Origin of the sequence: Nocardiopsis halotolerans DSM 44410 (genome assembly GCF_000341065.1) — a bacterium.
GTDB lineage: Bacteria > Actinomycetota > Actinomycetes > Streptosporangiales > Streptosporangiaceae > Nocardiopsis > Nocardiopsis halotolerans.
Map to the genome: position 1 here is coordinate 1 of NZ_ANAX01000349.1, position 15,480 is coordinate 15,480.

The following is a 15,480-nucleotide window of genomic DNA, read 5'->3' on the forward strand; positions in this document are numbered from 1 at the left end:
TTTCCCTGGTGGGCCCGCCCGGGGAGAATGGGTTCGGGGGTGACACCACCCGCCCCGGGGGGTGCGGGACCCCCTGAACCAACGGTAGCCCGGCGCTCGCCCGGCCGCACCCGCTCCTTCGGACCTGTGGACGGCCCGTCCGCGCACGCCCCGGGCTCAGGCCGAGGAGCGCACCCAGGAGGCGTACAGGTCGGCGTACACGCCCGGTTGGGCGACCAGTTCGGTGTGCGAGCCGCTCTGCACGACGCGCCCGTCGTCGAAGACGAGCACCCGGTCCGCGGCCTCGGCGGTGGACAGGCGGTGGGCGATGGCCACGGAGGTGCGTCCGTGCGTGAGCCGGTCCAGGGCGCGCTGGATGCGCACCTCGGTGTGCGGGTCCACGGCGGAGGTGGCCTCGTCCAGCACGAGCAGGTCCGGGTCGGCGACGTAGGCGCGTACCAGGGCGACCAGCTGCCTCTCCCCCGCGGACAGGGACTCGCCGCGTTGGCCGACCGGGGTGTCGAGTCCGTGGGCGAGGCTGGCGAGCCATTCCGAGAGCCCCAGTTCGGTGATGGCGGCCTCCAGTTCGGCGTCGGTGCTCTCGGGGCGGGCGAAGCGGATGTTGTCGCCCAGGGAACTGTCGAAGAGGAAGCCCTCCTGCGGGACCATCACCACGCGGTTGCGCAGGGAGGAGAAGGACACCTCGCGCAGGTCGACGCCGTCGAGCCGGACGGTGCCCCCGTCGGGGTCCATGAGGCGGGTGAGCAGCTTGACGAAGGTGGTCTTGCCCGATCCGGTCTCGCCCACCACGGCCACGCGGGTGCCGGGGGTGATCTCGACGCCGACGTCGTCGAGGACGACGGGTCCGTCGGGGTAGGCGTAGGTGACGTCCTCGAAGGAGACCCGGACCGAGCCGCGCGGCAGCACCCTGCCCGCCTCGCCGGGGTCGGCGATGTCGGGGGCGGTGTCGAGCACGCCCAGGACGCGGCGCCAGCCCGCGATGGCGTTCTGCGCCTCGTTGAAGATCTCGGTGGCCATCATCATCGGCTGGATGAACAGCGTCATCAGGAACAGGAAGGCGATGAGCTGTCCCGCGGTCAGGTCGCCGTCCAGGCCGAGCCAGACACCGATGAGGACGACGGCGGTGTTGCCGAGGGCCGCGATGATCTCGGCGAAGGGTGAGACCGCCATGGACAGCCGCTGGGCGCGGACCTGGGCGCGGCGGGTGGCCAGGACGGAGGTGTCGATGCGCTCGGCGGTGCGCCGCTCGGTGCCGTGGGCGCGGATGACGGCGGCGCCCATGACGGTCTCGCCGATGACGCCGAGCATGTCGCCGGTGTTCTCGCGCACCTTCAGGTAGGCCCTGGACAGCAGCCTCTGGAGCCAGCGCACGCCGAACAGCAGGGGCAGGAAGCAGATCCACACCACGAGGGTGAGCTGCCAGGAGTAGACCGCCATGAGGACGGTGGCGACCAGGAGTTGGCCGCTGCTGACGATCAGGAGCAGGCCGCCCCACTGCATGAAGGTGCTGATCTGGTCGACGTCGCTGGTGACGCGGGAGACCAGGGCGCCCTTGCGTTCGCTGTTCTGGGTGAGCACCGACAGGTCGTGGACGTGCCGGAACGCCTTGCGGCGCAGTGTGGCCAGACCGGACTCGGTGGCCCGGTACAGGCGTACGTTCATCAGGTAGGAGCAGATCATGGTCACCACGAGCAGGGCGGCGCAGACGGAGACCATGCGGGTGACGAAGGCCAGGTCGGGCCCGTCGGGGCCGGAGAGTCCGTTGTCGATGATCTGCTGGACGGCGATGGGCACGATGACCTTGCCCGCGGTGGCCACGACGGCGAAGGCCAGGGTGAGCCACAGTCCCCGGGCGAACTCCGGGGAGAGCCTGAGGCCGCGTCTGACGGTGTCCATCGCGCTGTCGGAGGATCGGTGCAGGGACGTGGCCGTGGCGCCGCCCCGGCCCCTTTCCCGTGCCTGGGGGTCGGGCCGCTGTTCGGTGCGGACACTCATCGGGTGGCCTCCTCGGCGGCGTCGTCGCGGGTGCGTCGGGCGGGTTCGAGGGGCCCGGGTTCCTCGGGTAGCGGGGCTCGCTCGGCCTGGCTCTCGGCGGAGGCGCGCTCGTAGGCGGTGACGAGTCTGGTGTAGCCGGGCGAGGTGGTGAGCAGTTCCTCGTGGGTTCCGCGGGCCAGGACGCGTCCCCGTTCCATGTAGACGACCTCGTCGGCGAGTTCGATGGTGGCGCGTCGGTAGGCGACCACGACCACGGTGGCGGAGTCGTCGCGTTCGCGCAGGCCCGCGAGGATCTGCGCCTCGATCTGCGGGTCGACGGCGGAGGTGGCGTCGTCCATGATGAGCAGCCGCGGGCGGCGCACGATCGCGCGTGCCAGTGCCAGGCGCTGGCGTTGGCCTCCGGAGAGGGTCGTGCCCTTCTCGCCGAGCCTGGCGTCGAGTCCGCCCTCCAGTTCGCTGATGAAACCGTCGGCGCGGGCCAGGCGCAGGGCGGCCCAGACCTGCTCGTCGTCGAGGTCGGCGCCCAGGGTGATGTTGTCGCGGACGCTGTCCTCGAACACGAAGGTGCCCTGGGGTACCAGGGCGGTGTGCCGGGGGAGCTGGTCGCGGGCGAGGTCGCGCACGTCGACGCCGTCGAGGGTGACGGTGCCCGTGTCGGCGTCGACCAGGCGCATGAGGACGGTGGTGAGTGTGGACTTGCCCGCACCGGTGGGGCCGACCAGGGCGACGGTGCGTCCCGGGGCGATGTCCAGGTCCACGCCGTTGAGGACGGTGGTGCGGGCGCCCCCGGAGTCGCCGTCCATCAGGTCGCGTCCGCCGCCGTCGACGTCGTAGGAGTCGGCGTAGGAGAAGGTGACGCCGTGCGCGGACAGGGCGATGCCGGTGGAGGTGTCCTCCAGGGTGCGGGTGCCGTACTCCATGGCGCCGCCGGAGCGCAGGACGGACTGGACGCGGTCCCATCCCACGACGCTGCGGGGCAGGTCGCCCAGGATCCAGCCGAAGGAGCGGATGGGCAGGGCCAGCAGGGTGAACAGGAAGGCGATCTGGACCAGGTCGCCGGGGTCGATGGCGCCTGTGGACAGCCGCCACATGCCCAGGAGCAGGACGGCGAGCACGCCGAAGTTGGGCAGTGCCTCCATGACCGGGTCGAACATCGAGCGCATGCGGCCGACCTGGATGAGCGCGTCGCGCAGGCGGTGGGCGGCGTGGGTGAAGCGTTCGGTCTCGGTGTCCTCGCGGCCGAGGGTCTTGACGACGAGGGCGCCGTCGAAGGACTCGTGGGCGACGCCGCTGACCTCGGCCCGCAGCGCCTGGGCCCGGGAGGCCATGGGTGAGACGCGGCGTTGGAAGACGACGTTGGCGGCGGCCATGACCGGGAAGATGACGAAGGCGACCAGGGAGAGCACCGGGTCGGTGGTGACCATGGCGACGGCGGCGATGACCAGCATGAACACGCTGCCGACCGCCATGGGCAGCGGGGCGAGCGGCTGCCAGGCCGCCTCGACGTCGGCGTTGGCGTTGGACAGGAGCTGTCCGGTGGGGTGGCGGTGGTGCCAGGACAGGGGCAGTTCGAGGTACTTGCGGGCGACGGCGCGGCGGTAGCGGGCCTGCATGCGGAACTGCATGAGGGCGGCGAGCATGCGGCGCATGGCGATGCCGGTGGCCTTGCCGAGGCCGACGCCCATGAGCAGCGCGGCGGCGCCGACGAGGGCCGCGGCGGTGGTGCTTCCCTGTTCGAAGGCGGGGAGGATGGTGGCGTCGGTGAGGTGGCCGAGGACGGACGCGGAGCCGACGTTGACGGCGGCGTGCAGCATGGCTCCGGCGACGGCCGCGAGGAAGACCCACGGTTCGGTGCGGATGGCGGTTCCCAGGACGCGCATGCCCCGGGTGAACATTCCGGTGTGGGCGGCCGTCGCGGGCTTCCCGGACGGCGAGGTACGCGTGCCGTCCGCTCCCGCTGGGGACGAACCCTCCTCGGTCTCCTGGTCCCTTGTCGTCGTGCCCCTCGCCATACGCCCCCCGTTCTCTCGCCTGACCGGGCGGGTCCGGCCCGGCACACGCGCGGCGCCCTCCGGGCATGCCGAAGAGCCGTGGTGTGCGCGTGTCGTGACAACCTATCCAGCGGCACCGTCAGGTTCCACCGGATTGTTTCAGCGCCCGGTTCCACGGGGCTATTCCGTCTGGTTCGGGGCGTGGCGGGTCCGGTTGCGGCCAGGCGCGGAGGATGCGGGCGTGCGCGGGTGGGGGCACGCGCACGCGAAGCGGTGCCCGGACCCTTCGGTCCGGGCACCGGTCGCGGTCACCGCCGGGCGGCGGCGCCGGTCAGCGGGCGTAGTCCTGGTAGCTGATCACGGCGTGGAAGGAGACGGGGCCGAAGACTCCGTCGACGCCGATGCCGAAGAACTCCTGGGCGGCGCGGACGGCCTGCTCGGTGTTGGGGCCGTAGACGCCGTCGACGGTGAGGTGGGCGTTGAACTTGGCGTTGAGCTCACGCTGGATCATGGTCACGACCGGGCCGGTGTCACCGCGGTGGAACTGGTGCTGGCCGAAGACGGACTCCTGGAACTGCTCCCAGGTGTCGGGGTTGAGGTCGCCGTCGTTGTGCAGGTCGAAGGCTTCCTGGTAGGTGACGAGGGTGTCGTGGAGTTCCTGGTCGAACTCCAGGTCCAGCTCGCCCGGGTTGATCTCGCCGTAGGAGAGGAGCATCTTCGCGGCGTAGACGTCGATGCTGGAGTCACCGACGGTGTATTCGGGCCAGACCTGGGACTCGATGGCGGCGAGGGCCTCCGGGGAGGTCTGGTCGAGGTCGTCCGCGAGGGCGGGGGGCGCGGAGGCCAGGGTGGTCACCGCGGCGAGGGCGGTGGCGGCGAGCAGGGAGGCGCTTCGTCTGGGTGTGGTGGACATGAGGGCGGTCCTTTCCCCGGATGTGATCCCCGTGATGGGTGCTACACACGGTGGGATGCGTGAGACGCGTATCACGTTCACAAAATGGCTGCCAATGCCACCAAAAGGACACACTTGTCTGTCCGGCGACCACTTCTCCGGCTACCGGCGCCAACCGGTTCGATGGTCAGCGCGTGTGGCCCCGCGCGGGGCGGACGAACGCGCGTGCGGCCCCCGGGTGGACGGTTCACGTCCCCCGGAGGCCACCGCGGCACGCCGGTGGGTTGGCCGGACCCGCTGCCGGTGCGGCTGGAGCGTTCCGGCCCCGGACGGGGTGCACCGGTGCACCCTTTCCGGTCGCCTCGCTAACGGACGGGGTGGCCCGCCTCGCGCAGGCTCTTCTTGACGTCGGCGATGGTGAACTGCCCGAAGTGGAAGACGGTCGCGGCCAGCACGGCGTCCGCACCCGCCGCCACGGCCGGGGCGAAGTGCTCAACGGCCCCCGCGCCGCCGGAGGCGATCAGCGGCACCTCCACCCGGGCACGCACCGACCGGATCAGCTCCAGGTCGAAACCCTCCTTGGTGCCGTCGGCGTCCATGGAGTTGAGCAGGATCTCCCCCGCCCCCAGCCCGGCGGCGCGCTCGCACCACTCCAGGGCGTCGATCCCGGTGCTCCGGCGCCCGCCGTGGGTGGTGACCTCGAACCCGCTCGGGGTCGGCTGGCCGCCCTCACGCACCCGCCGCACGTCGGCGGAGAGCACGAGCACCTGGCGGCCGAAGCGCTCGGCGATCTCCCCGATGAGTTCGGGGCGGGCGATGGCGGCGGTGTTCACGCCCACCTTGTCCGCGCCCGCGCGCAGCAGCCTGTCCACGTCGTCGGTGGTACGCACGCCGCCGCCCACGGTCAGCGGGATGAACACCTGGTCGGCGGTGCGGCGCACCACGTCGTAGGTGGTCTCCCGGTCGCCGCTGGAGGCGGTGACGTCGAGGAAGGTGAGTTCGTCGGCGCCGTCCGCGTCGTAGGTGCCCGCCAGTTCCACGGGGTCGCCCGCGTCACGCAGGTTCTCGAAGTTGACGCCCTTGACCACCCGCCCGGCGTCCACGTCCAGGCAGGGGATGACGCGTACCGCCACGCTCACCGGTCCGCACCCCCCTCGCCGCGCACCGCGGCCAGGGCGTCCTCCAGGGTGAAGGCGCCCTCGTACAGGGCGGTGCCCATGATGGCGCCCTCCACGCCCAGCGGCACCAGCGTGGCGATCGCCCGCAGGTCCTCCAGGCTGGACACGCCGCCGCTGGCGACCACCGGCTTGTCGGTGCGCTCGCACACCGTGCGCAGCAGGTCCAGGTTGGGGCCCTTGAGAGTGCCGTCCTTCTGGACGTCGGTGACGACGTAGCGTGCGCAGCCCTCCGACTCCAGGCGGTCCAGGGTCTGGAGGAGGTCACCGCCGTCGCGGGTCCAGCCGCGCGCGGCCAGGGTGGTGCCGCGCACGTCCAGGCCGATCGCGATCCGGTCCCCGTGCTCGGCGATGATCTTCGCGCACCACTCGGGGTTCTCCAGGGCGGCGGTGCCGATGTTGACGCGCCTGCACCCGGTGGACAGGGCGGCGGCCAGTGACTCGTCGTCGCGGATGCCGCCGGACATCTCCACCTTCACGTCGAGGCGGCCGACGATGTCGCGCAGCAGGTCACGGTTGTGGCCCCGGCCGAACGCGGCGTCCAGGTCCACCAGGTGGATCCACTCGGCACCGGCGTTCTGCCAGGCCATGGCCGCCTCGAAGGGGTCGCCGTACTGTCCGCCGGAGCCCGCTCTCCCCTGGACGAGCTGGACGGCCTGGCCGCCCGCCACGTCCACGGCGGGCAGGAGTTCGAGTACGGGGGTGGTGGTCTCGCCGGTCATGAAGCCTTCTCGTGCTCGTTGGTCAGGAGTCGTTCCCGCGCCTGGGGCGAAACACCGCGCTCGGCGTCCGCCGGGAGTGAGGGCCGCCTCGGCGCGGAGCGCACCCGGCCAGCGGGCGGCGGTCGGGCGGAGCCCTCGGGGAAGCACTGTTCAGAGGGTGTCGACCCAGTTGGCCAGGATGCGGGCGCCCGCGTCACCGGACTTCTCCGGGTGGAACTGGGTGGCCCACAGCGGGCCGTTCTCGACGGCGGCCACGAACGGCTCCCCGTGTTCGGCCCAGGTCACCTTCGGCCTGGGGATGCGTTCGTTGGTGGCGACGAACTCCCACTCGCGCACGGCGTAGGAGTGCACGAAGTAGAAGCGGTCCTGCGGCCCGATCCCGGCGAAGAGCCGGGTGTCCTCGGGCGGGCGGACGGTGTTCCAGCCCATGTGCGGCACGATGGGCGCGCGCAGGCGGTCCACGGTGCCGGGCCACTCGCCGCAGCCCTCGGTCACCTCCTCCTCGGCGCCGGGGCGGGGGTCGGTGCGTTCCACCCCCCGGTCGAAGAGCACCTGCATCCCCACGCAGATGCCCAGGACCGGCCGCCCCCCGGCGACCCGCCTGCCGATGATCCGGTCGCCGCCCGCGGCCCTGAGGCTGGACATGCAGGAGCTGAACGCGCCCACGCCCGGGACGACGAGGCCGTCGGCGTCCAGGGCGGCGTGCGGATCGGAGGTGACGGTGACGTCGGCTCCGGTGCGTTCCATGGCGCGCTGCGCCGAGCGCAGGTTGCCCGATCCGTAGTCGAGGACGACCACTCGTGACGGCATGGGACCGCCCCTTCCCTTCTAGAAGTAGTCCAGGCGTAGGACGCCGGAGACCAGAGCGAGCACCGTGCACCCGGCCAGGGCGACGGCGAGGAACCGGTTGGTCCTCCACAGCGCGTAGGTGCCCCCGGCGAGGAAGCCGCCCAGCACGATGAGGGCGATCCCCCAGACGTCCGTGTCCATCTACAGGGCGCCCTTGGTCGACGGGACGCCGCTGACGCGCGGGTCGTCCTCGGTGGCGGTGCGCAGGGCGCGGGCCAGCGCCTTGAACTGGCACTCGACGATGTGGTGGGCGTTGCGGCCGTAGGGAACGTGGACGTGCAGGGCCACGCGGGCCTGGGCCACGAACGACTCCAGGATGTGGCGGGTCATGGTGGTGTCGTAGTCGCGGCCGATCACCGGGGCCATGCCCTCGGGCTCGCTGTGCACCAGGTAGGGGCGGCCGGAGACGTCGACGGTCACCTCGGCCAGGGCCTCGTCCAGGGGCACCTTGGCGTCGGCGAAGCGGCGGATGCCGCGCTTGTCGCCCAGGGCCTCGCGGAAGGCGGCGCCCAGGGCCAGGGCGGTGTCCTCCATCGTGTGGTGGGAGTCGATGTGCAGGTCGCCCTCGGTGCGCACGGTCAGGTCGAACAGGCCGTGCTTGGCGAGCTGGTCGAGCATGTGGTCGAAGAAGCCGACGCCGGTGGAGACGTCGGCGACGCCGGTGCCGTCCAGGTCGATCTCGACCAGGACCTTGGTTTCCTTGGTGGTGCGCTCGACGCGTCCGGTGCGGCTCATGGTGGCGGAACTTCCTCGCTCGGTGCGGTTGTCGCGGGGCGGGGCGGCCCCGGTGGCGGTGGTGTGGTCGTCGGCGGCCACGGCTCAGCGTCCGGTGGCCCTCAGCAGGGCCTCGCGGAAGGCGGCCATCTCCTCGGCGGTGCCGACGGTGACGCGCAGCCAGCCGTGCGGGCCGGTCTCGCGGATGAGGACCTGCTGGTCGAGCATGGCCTGCCAGACCTTGGTGCGGTCCTCGAACTCGCCGAACATGACGAAGTTGGCGTCGGAGTCGGCGACCGAGAAGCCCTGCTCGCGCAGCCAGGAGACCAGGGCGTCGCGTTCGGCGCGCAGGTCGGCGACGGCGGCGAGGAGTTCGTCGGCGTGGTCGAGCGCGGTGAGCGCGACCGTCTGGGTGACGGCGGACAGGTGGTAGGGCAGGCGGACCAGCTGGAGGGCGTCGACGACGGCCGGGTGCGCGGCCAGGTAGCCCACGCGCGCCCCGGCCAGGGCGAAGGCCTTGGACATGGTGCGCGAGACGATGAGCCTGGGGTGGTCGGGCAGCAGGCTCAGGGCGCTGGGCGTGCCCTCGCGGCGGAACTCGGCGTAGGCCTCGTCCACGACCACGACCCCCGGCGCGGCCCGGAGGACGCGCTCGGTGTCGGCGAGGTCCAGGGCGGTGCCGGTGGGGTTGTTGGGCGAGGTGAGGAAGATGATGCTGGGCTGGTGCTCGTCGATCGCGGCCAGTGCGGCGTCCACGTCGATCCGGAAGTCGGTGGCGCGCGGCACCGACACCCATCCGGTGCCGGTGCCCCGGGCGAGGATCGGGTGCATCGAGTAGGACGGCTCGAAGCCCATCGCGACCCGCCCGGGGCCGCCGAAGGCCTGGAGGATCTGCTGGAGGACCTCGTTGGAGCCGTTGGCCGCCCACACCTGGTCGGCGGTCAGGCCGTGGTCGAGGTAGGCGGCCAGGCCCTCGCGCAGGCGGACCGCGTCCCGGTCGGGGTAGCGGTTGAGGCCGAGGGCGGTGTCGGCGACCGCGTCGGCCAGGGCCCTGGCCAGGCGCGCCGAGGGCGGGTGCGGGTTCTCGTTGGTGTTGAGGACCACGGGCACGTCCAGCTGCGGCGCGCCGTAGGGCGCGCGGCCGCGCAGGTCGTCGCGGAGAGGCAGGTCGTTCAGGGTGAAGCTCACGGTTCCACGCTCATGGTCGGTTGGAGGCGGGTGGGCGCGCGGGGCGGGGTGCGGCCGGTGTGGCCGCGGGACTCCGCGCGCCCGGGTTCTTCCCCGCCGGGCGGGTGGCCGTCGGGCTCAGGCCGGGTCCGTGCGCGCGGCGACGGCCTCGCCGTGCGCGGGCAGGTCCTCGGCGTTGGCCAGGGCGATGACGTGGTGGGCGACGTCGGCCAGCGCGTCGCGGTCGTAGTCGACGATGTGCACCCCCCGCAGGAAGGTCTGCACGCTCAGGCCGCCGGAGTGGCAGGCGCAGCCTCCGGTGGGCAGGACGTGGTTGGATCCGGCGGCGTAGTCGCCGAGGGAGACCGGTGAGAAGTCGCCGACGAAGACGGCGCCCGCGCTGCGCACGCGCCCGGCCAGGGCGGCGGCGTCGGCGGTCATGATCTCCAGGTGTTCGGCGGCGTAGGCGTTGACGACGGCGAGGCCGTGGTCGAGGTCGTCGACCAGGGCGATGCCGGACTGCGGGCCGGACAGGGCCTCGCTGACGCGGTCGGCGTGCTTGGTGGCGGCCACGCGTACGGCCAGGCGTTCGGTGACCGCGTCGGCCAGCGCCTCGTCCGGGGTGACCAGGACGGAGGCGGCGACGACGTCGTGTTCGGCCTGGCTGATCAGGTCGGCGGCGACGTAGTCGGGGTTGGCGGTGGCGTCGGCGAGGATCGCGATCTCGGTGGGACCGGCCTCGGCGTCGATGCCGATGACGCCCTTGAGCAGGCGCTTGGCCGCGGCCACCCAGATGTTGCCGGGACCGGTGACCATGTCGGCGCGTTCGCAGGCGTCCGTGCCGTAGGCGAACATGGCGACGGCCTGGGCGCCGCCGACGGCGTGGACCTCGTCGACGCCGAGCAGGGCGCAGGCGGCGAGGATGGTCGGGTGGGGCAGGCCGCCGAACTCGCTCTGGGGCGGCGAGGTGACCGCCAGGGAGCGCACACCGGCCTCCTGGGCGGGGACGACGTTCATGACGACGCTGGAGGGGTAGACGGCCCGCCCGCCCGGCACGTAGAGGCCGACGCGGTCGACGGGGATCCACTTCTCGGTGACGGTGCCGCCGGGGACGACCTGGGTGGTGTGGTCGGTGCGGCGCTGGTCGCGGTGGACCTTGCGGGCGCGGCGGATGGACTCCTCCAGCGCGGCGCGCACGTCGGGGTCGAGGTCGGCCAGGGCGTCCTGGATCGCGTCCCGGGGGACGCGGGTGTCGGTCAGGCGCACGCCGTCGAAGCGTTCGGTGAGTTCGATCAGCGCCTCGGCACCGCGATGGCGTACGTCCTCACAGATGGGGCGTACGCGGTCGACGGCGGCGGTCACGTCCAGTTCCGCTCTCGGAAGGGCCTGACGCGGGTCGCCCTGGATGCCTCGGAGGTCGATTCGACTGATCACGCCCCCAGTCTAGGGGCCCGTGCCCATTCGGTGGGCGGTGCCGTCCGGATGATGGACACCACACCCGCGCCACCGGCGGGTACGCACCGCTCCGGGAGGTTGGCGAACAGAGTCCAACAAACGTTTACATAAGCACACCCTAAGTTTGGAACACCTAACCTTAATTGACTTCAGAAAGGCTTGCCTAAGAAATTCGGGTCACACTCAGAAATGTCGCGAAATGCTTTTGTGTGCGTTATGGTGGAGCCATGACTTCGAACGCGAGCAGCGATATCGGCCTTTCCAAGTTCCACCGGCTCCTGGTCGACCAGGTGCGGCACGAGTTCACTGCCTCCCACCAGTACGTGGCCATCGCCGCCTGGTTCGACGACAAGGACCTGCCCCAGTTGGCGCGGGTGTTCTACGACCAGTCCCTGGAGGAGCGCGACCACGCGATGATGATCGTGCGGTTCCTTCTCGACAACGACGTTCACTTCCGGCTTCCGGGTGTGGACGAGATCGAGACCGAGTTCTCCGCGCCCCGCGATCTGGTCGCCCTGGCCCTGCGCCAGGAGCGCGAGGTGACCGAGCAGTTCCACCGTCTGGCCAAGGTCGCCCGCGACGAGGACGACTACACCGGCGAGCAGTTCCTCCAGTGGTTCCTCCAGGAGCAGACCGAGGAGGTCGCCACGATGTCGACGCTCCTCAACGTCGTGGACCGCTCCAACGGCAACCTGTTCGACGTGGAGACCTTCGTCGCCAGGGACATGCCCGGTGAGGACAGCGGCGGCCAGAGCGCGCCCGGCACCGCCGGTCCCGCGGTCTCCTGACCCGACCACGGGCCGCCCGGAGGGCGGCCGTCTCCACGGCCCGGGGCACCGGGCGCCCGTTCCGGAGGGGGACACGGGTGCCGGACCCCGGGCTCCTTCGTGCCACCGCCGACGGGCCGGACGGGGACGCGCCGCCGGTTTGGGCACCCGCGTTCCCGGCATGAGGGGCATACTGGGAACCATGCCCTTGGCCCTGCCGATCTTCCCGTTGAACACCGTGCTCTTCCCCGGCATGACCGTCCCCCTGCACGTCTTCGAGCGGCGGTACCGGCGGCTGGTCTCCGAACTGCTCGGGCCCGACCCCGAGGTGGCGGCCGCCCAGCCCGGCCAGGGACCCCGCCGGTTCGGGGTGGTGTGGATCGAACTGGGCCAGGAGGTGGCCGCCGAGTCCGGCCAGGGCGCGGTCGACGCGGACACCGGAGCGCCCACCACCGGCGGGCCCGGCACCGCGCTGCCCCGGATCAGCGCCACGGGGTGCACCGCGCTGGTCCGTGACGTGCGCGTCTACGAGGACGGCCGCTACGACCTGGTCGTGGAGGGCGGCGCGCGGTTCACCATCACCGACCTGGCCGAGGTGGACGCCTCCTCGCCCGAGGAGTACTCGACCGCCTCGGTGTCCTTCCTGCCCGAACCGCTGGGCCCGGACGCCGAGGAGCACGCCGAGCGGGTGCGGGACCTGTTCGGGACCTACTCCCAGCGCCTGGCCTCGATCGGGATGTCGCCCGACGCCTCACCCGAACTGCCCAAGGACCCCATCGCGCTGTCCTACGCCGTGTCCGCGGCCACGGTCCTGGACCAGGCGGAGAAGCAGCGGTTGCTGGAGGCGGAGGACGCGGCGACCCGGCTGGCCGTGACCGCCCGGTTCCTGCGCCGGGAGAACCGCCTCGTGGCCGCCCCCACGCTGCCCAACCTCCCCGCGGGCCCCTTCCTCAACAACGGCGTGTCGTTCAACTGAGAGGGCGTCTCGTGGGGACGTGGTGGCGGGGTTCCACGAACGCGTGAGGGGACGAAGGGCCCGATACCGTTACCCGGGGGAGGAAGACGGACCTCTTCCGCACGTCACCGCGCGTTCCGGTCACGGTGTGGCCTAGCCTGCTGTGCGAACCGGTGCGACGTGCCCGGGGAACCCCCACCCCGGGCCGTTCGCGAAGCACGCGCCAGCGCGTTCGCGCGCGGAGTAAGGAACCTGAAGACTCGATGAGCGCAAAAGCCACACCCGCGACCGTGGCCGCCGGGCGGACCAAGACCACGTACACACTGCACCCCTACGAGGTGGACGGCTCCTCGGACGGGCACTCCTACGGCGCCGACGCGGCCGACGCCCTCGGCGTTCCCCGCGAGCACGTCTTCAAGACCCTGATCGTCGAGGTGGACGGGCAGTTCACCGTGGGGGTCGTCCCCGTCAGCACCACGCTCGACCTCAAGGCGCTGGCCGCGGCGGTCGGCGGCAAGAGGGCGGCCATGGCCGACCCGGCCCGGGCCGAGAAGATCACCGGATACGTGCGCGGGGGGATCAGTCCGCTGGGTCAGCGCAAGCGGCTGCGCACCGTGATCGACGCGTCGGTGGCCGACCTGCCCACCGTCTACGTCTCAGCCGGGCGGCGGGGCCTCCAGATGGAACTCAAACCACGCGACCTGATCACGCTCACCGAGGCGGTCACCGCGCCGATCGGTGCTCCCTGAGTCGGACGCCGACGCCCCTCGGGAGCACGTGAGGGCTGTTGCCGGTCCCCCTACCCAGGGGTAGTTTTGTGACATGGGAAACACTTCATCCCCCTTCTCCTCCGTTCCCGGGATGTTCCTCTCCCGCGTCTCCGAATCCGGGGACGCCGAGGCGTTCAGCTACCCCCTCCCCGCCCCGGCCGGCACCCCCGAGACCTGGGAGTCCCTCACCTGGTCCCAGACCCGTGACCGCGTACGCGACCTCGCGCTCGGCCTGCACACCCTGGGTGTGACCCCCCAGGCCCGGTGCGCGATCGTCTCCAGCACGCGGATCGAGTGGATCCTCGCCGACCTGGCCGTGCTGTGCGCGGGCGGCGCGTCCACCACCATCTACCCCTCCTCCACCCCGCCCGACTGCGCCTACATCGTCTCCGACTCCGGCAGCATGGTGGCCTTCGCCGAGAACGACGAGCAGGTCGCCAAACTCGCCGGGCAGCGCGCCCGGATGCCGGGACTGTCCCGGGTGATCGCCTTCGAGGGCACCGCGGGCGGTGACGACGACTGGGTGATGTCCCTGGACGAACTGGCGGCCGCGGGCGCCGCGCTCCACGCCGAGCGGCCCGAGCTGTTCGAGGAGCTGGTCGCCGCGGTCGCCCCGGACCACCTGGCCACGCTGATCTACACCTCCGGCACCACCGGCAGGCCCAAGGGCGTGCGCCTGGACCACGCGAACTGGCTGTACGAGGCCCAGGCCATGGAGGACCTGGACACCGAGCTGCGCGGGCAGGGGTGGGATCTGATGGGCGTCGACGACGTCCAGTACCTGTGGCTGCCCCTGTCCCACGTCTTCGGCAAGCTCATGCAGGTCAGTCAGCTGCGGATCGGTTTCCGGACCGCCGTGGACGGCCGCCCCGACAGGATCGTGGACAACCTGGCCACCGTGCGGCCGACCTTCATGGCCGCCGCCCCGCGCATCTTCGAGAAGGTCTACAACCGGGTGGTCATGCAGGCCAGGGAGGGCGGCGCGGTCAGGTACCGGATCTTCCGGTGGGCCGCGGACGTGGCCGACCGTGTCTCGCGGACCCGGGAGGAGGGCGGGGAACCCACCGGCCTGCTCGCCGCCCAGCACAGGGTCGCCGACAGGCTCGTCTTCGCCAGACTGCGGGGCCTCTTCGGTGACCGGCTGAAGTTCCTCATCTCCGGCAGCGCGCCGCTGGCGCCCGACATCGGCCGGTTCTTCCACGGCGCGGGGATCACCATCCTGGAGGGCTACGGGCTCACCGAGACCAGCGCCGGGTCGTTCGTGAACCGGCCCGGTGGCGTCAGGTTCGGCACGGTCGGCCTGCCCATGCCCGGCACCGAGGTGCGGATCGCCGAGGACGGCGAGATCCTCCTCCGCGGCGGCGGTGTGATGCGCGGTTACCACAACCTGTCCGGCGCCAGTCAGGAGGTGCTCACCGAGGACGGCTGGTTCGCCACCGGCGACATCGGCGTCCTGGACAACGGACACCTGCGCATCACCGACCGCAAGAAGGAGCTGATCAAGACCTCCGGCGGCAAGTACGTGGCGCCGCAGAGCATCGAGAGCCGGTTCAAGGCGCTGTGCCCCTACGTCAGCAACCTGGTCGTCCACGGCGACCGACGCCCCTACTGCGTGGCGCTGGTGGCGCTGGACCCCGAGGCCATCGACACGTGGGCGGCGGAGAACGGGTTGGGACACCTCAACTACACGGGCCTGACCAAGGACCCGAAGGTACGGGAGATGGTGCAGGCGGCCGTCGACGAGCTCAACCGGGACCTGCCCCGGCACGAGACCGTGAAGAGGTTCGCGATCCTGCCCAGCGACCTGACGGTCGAGGAGGGTGAGATCACGCCCAGTCTCAAGATGCGGCGGCGGGTGGTCGAGGACAAGTACCGGGACCTGCTCGACGCCATGTACGAGGACGGCGTCCGGAGGTTCTGAGGCGGTGCGGGCGGGGTCAGCGCCGGGGACCCTCCGCCTGGTCGTGGTCGGACGGGGTCGGCTCGCCGTGTGCCGAGGGCTCGGCGGGGGCCGGGCCGGACACGGCC

General features: G+C 71.8%; 15 protein-coding genes (1 of these 15 only partly in view). 4 read left to right on the forward strand and 11 right to left on the reverse strand.

All coding sequences use genetic code 11. From position 1 onward, the window contains the following. Window positions 1–156: 156 nt before the first annotated feature. The 10 genes from D455_RS0125860 to hisD all read right to left on the reverse strand — a co-directional run bounded on the left by D455_RS0125860 (window position 157) and on the right by hisD (window position 10,939). Complete coding sequence (locus D455_RS0125860; protein ID WP_017573565.1) at window positions 157–1,995, reverse strand: ABC transporter ATP-binding protein; 1,839 nt, start codon at window positions 1,993–1,995, stop codon at window positions 157–159. Beyond that, on the reverse strand, window positions 1,992–4,007 hold the full coding sequence (locus D455_RS0125865; RefSeq protein WP_026122982.1) for an ABC transporter ATP-binding protein: 2,016 nt from the start codon (window positions 4,005–4,007) through the stop codon (window positions 1,992–1,994). The genes D455_RS0125860 and D455_RS0125865 overlap by 4 nt, the downstream gene beginning before the upstream one ends. A gap of 310 nt (window positions 4,008–4,317) precedes the next feature. Continuing rightward, window positions 4,318–4,899: a peptidoglycan-binding domain-containing protein gene (locus tag D455_RS0125870; RefSeq protein ID WP_017573567.1), complete on the reverse strand. Its 582-nt coding sequence runs from the start codon at window positions 4,897–4,899 to the stop codon at window positions 4,318–4,320. A 344-nt stretch (window positions 4,900–5,243) separates the two neighbouring features. Next, on the reverse strand, window positions 5,244–6,017 hold the full coding sequence (gene hisF, locus D455_RS0125875) for an imidazole glycerol phosphate synthase subunit HisF (protein WP_017573568.1): 774 nt from the start codon (window positions 6,015–6,017) through the stop codon (window positions 5,244–5,246). Beyond that, a complete protein-coding gene (gene priA, locus D455_RS0125880; protein ID WP_017573569.1) occupies window positions 6,014–6,775 on the reverse strand; it encodes a bifunctional 1-(5-phosphoribosyl)-5-((5-phosphoribosylamino)methylideneamino)imidazole-4-carboxamide isomerase/phosphoribosylanthranilate isomerase PriA in 762 nt (253 codons plus the stop codon). The genes hisF and priA overlap by 4 nt, the downstream gene beginning before the upstream one ends. A gap of 150 nt (window positions 6,776–6,925) precedes the next feature. Beyond that, window positions 6,926–7,585 (reverse strand): imidazole glycerol phosphate synthase subunit HisH, encoded by a 660-nt coding sequence (hisH, locus tag D455_RS0125885; protein ID WP_040685133.1) that lies wholly within the window; start codon window positions 7,583–7,585, stop codon window positions 6,926–6,928. Window positions 7,586–7,603: 18 nt separating this feature from the next. Continuing rightward, entirely contained in the window at window positions 7,604–7,765 is a 162-nt protein-coding gene (locus D455_RS34670) for a hypothetical protein (protein ID WP_017573571.1), read from the reverse strand. Continuing rightward, window positions 7,766–8,359, reverse strand: coding sequence for an imidazoleglycerol-phosphate dehydratase HisB (gene hisB / locus D455_RS0125895; protein WP_026122983.1), 594 nt, complete (start codon window positions 8,357–8,359; stop codon window positions 7,766–7,768). It lies immediately after the preceding gene. Between the two features lie 84 nt (window positions 8,360–8,443). Then, window positions 8,444–9,526, reverse strand: coding sequence for a histidinol-phosphate transaminase (locus tag D455_RS0125900; protein WP_017573573.1), 1,083 nt, complete (start codon window positions 9,524–9,526; stop codon window positions 8,444–8,446). A 117-nt stretch (window positions 9,527–9,643) separates the two neighbouring features. Beyond that, window positions 9,644–10,939, reverse strand: a complete 1,296-nt coding sequence (hisD, locus tag D455_RS0125905; RefSeq protein WP_169552681.1) for a histidinol dehydrogenase — start codon at window positions 10,937–10,939, stop codon at window positions 9,644–9,646. 248 nt (window positions 10,940–11,187) lie between these two features. Between hisD and D455_RS0125910 the strand changes: the two genes are divergently transcribed. The 4 genes from D455_RS0125910 (at window position 11,188) to D455_RS0125925 (ending at window position 15,373) form a co-directional block, all read left to right on the forward strand. Continuing rightward, the gene (locus tag D455_RS0125910) at window positions 11,188–11,748 is read left to right on the forward strand and encodes a ferritin (protein ID WP_017573575.1); all 561 of its coding nucleotides are present in this window, start codon (window positions 11,188–11,190) and stop codon (window positions 11,746–11,748) included. A 181-nt stretch (window positions 11,749–11,929) separates the two neighbouring features. Then, window positions 11,930–12,703: an LON peptidase substrate-binding domain-containing protein gene (locus D455_RS0125915; protein WP_017573576.1), complete on the forward strand. Its 774-nt coding sequence runs from the start codon at window positions 11,930–11,932 to the stop codon at window positions 12,701–12,703. 242 nt (window positions 12,704–12,945) lie between these two features. Next, window positions 12,946–13,431 (forward strand): Cys-tRNA(Pro) deacylase, encoded by a 486-nt coding sequence (ybaK, locus tag D455_RS0125920; RefSeq protein WP_193789464.1) that lies wholly within the window; start codon window positions 12,946–12,948, stop codon window positions 13,429–13,431. A 73-nt stretch (window positions 13,432–13,504) separates the two neighbouring features. Then, window positions 13,505–15,373: an AMP-dependent synthetase/ligase gene (locus D455_RS0125925; RefSeq protein ID WP_026122984.1), complete on the forward strand. Its 1,869-nt coding sequence runs from the start codon at window positions 13,505–13,507 to the stop codon at window positions 15,371–15,373. Between the two features lie 16 nt (window positions 15,374–15,389). On the opposite strand, the gene D455_RS0125930 is transcribed toward D455_RS0125925, so the two are convergent. Beyond that, window positions 15,390–15,480, reverse strand: partial view of a hypothetical protein gene (locus D455_RS0125930; protein ID WP_017573579.1) — the 3' portion only. It continues 611 nt past the right edge of the window; only the last 91 of its 702 coding nucleotides appear in the window; the start codon falls outside the window, past its right edge — the gene reads right to left on this strand; its stop codon occupies window positions 15,390–15,392.

Coding starts and splice junctions, on each gene's coding strand:
- hisH (WP_040685133.1), bottom strand. CDS start 7,585: ATGCCGTCACGAGTGGTCGTCCTCGACTACGGATCGGGCAACCTGCGC.
- D455_RS0125925 (WP_026122984.1), top strand. CDS start 13,505: ATGGGAAACACTTCATCCCCCTTCTCCTCCGTTCCCGGGATGTTCCTC.
- ybaK (WP_193789464.1), top strand. CDS start 12,946: ATGAGCGCAAAAGCCACACCCGCGACCGTGGCCGCCGGGCGGACCAAG.
- priA (WP_017573569.1), bottom strand. CDS start 6,775: ATGACCGGCGAGACCACCACCCCCGTACTCGAACTCCTGCCCGCCGTG.
- hisB (WP_026122983.1), bottom strand. CDS start 8,359: ATGAGCCGCACCGGACGCGTCGAGCGCACCACCAAGGAAACCAAGGTC.
- D455_RS0125865 (WP_026122982.1), bottom strand. CDS start 4,007: ATGGCGAGGGGCACGACGACAAGGGACCAGGAGACCGAGGAGGGTTCG.
- D455_RS0125860 (WP_017573565.1), bottom strand. CDS start 1,995: ATGAGTGTCCGCACCGAACAGCGGCCCGACCCCCAGGCACGGGAAAGG.
- D455_RS0125915 (WP_017573576.1), top strand. CDS start 11,930: ATGCCCTTGGCCCTGCCGATCTTCCCGTTGAACACCGTGCTCTTCCCC.
- D455_RS34670 (WP_017573571.1), bottom strand. CDS start 7,765: ATGGACACGGACGTCTGGGGGATCGCCCTCATCGTGCTGGGCGGCTTC.
- D455_RS0125870 (WP_017573567.1), bottom strand. CDS start 4,899: ATGTCCACCACACCCAGACGAAGCGCCTCCCTGCTCGCCGCCACCGCC.
- D455_RS0125910 (WP_017573575.1), top strand. CDS start 11,188: ATGACTTCGAACGCGAGCAGCGATATCGGCCTTTCCAAGTTCCACCGG.